Here is a 465-nt window from a genome sequence, read left to right as displayed (position 1 = left end):
CGACCGCGGCTGCGGCGAGGTGCGCTTCAGCATCAAGGCGTTGGGCGACTACACCCGGCGCCTGCAGGACAACCTGGAGGTCGGCGCCAGGGTCGAGGTGGAGGGGCCATACGGCTGCTTCGACTTCCGCCGTGGCCTGGCCGGGCGGCAGGTCTGGGTCGCCGCCGGGATCGGCGTGACGCCGTTCATCGCCTGGCTGGAGTCGCTGCAGGCCGCGCCGGAAAGCGCGCCATCGGTGGAGCTGCACTATTGCGTGCGCAATTCCCAGGAAGCGCTGTTCGCCGGGCGCTTGCGCGAGCTTTGCGAACGCCTGCCCAGCGTGACCCTGCACATCCGCTATAGCGACGAGCAGGGCAAGCCGCAGGCGGCGCAACTGGGCGTGCTGAAGAGCGCCGAAGGACGCTGGCCGAGCGTCTGGTTCTGCGGTCCGCAGGGGCTGGCCGACAGCCTGCGCCGCGATCTGCG

Annotated in this window: 1 protein-coding gene; it reads left to right on the top strand. The window is 70.8% G+C overall.

Annotated features, from left to right (window positions below; genetic code table 11):
* Positions 1-465, top strand: a 465-nt coding sequence (locus FLP08_RS16965) for a hypothetical protein (protein ID WP_500681180.1), incomplete at both ends; no start/stop codon positions are given.

The organism is Christiangramia aestuarii, assembly GCF_009735585.1.
In the GTDB taxonomy this organism is placed as follows: Bacteria; Bacteroidota; Bacteroidia; order Flavobacteriales; family Flavobacteriaceae; genus Christiangramia; species Christiangramia aestuarii.
The sequence above is the reverse complement of the archived record's forward strand: the minus strand, read 5'-3'. Positions and strand labels throughout refer to the sequence as shown.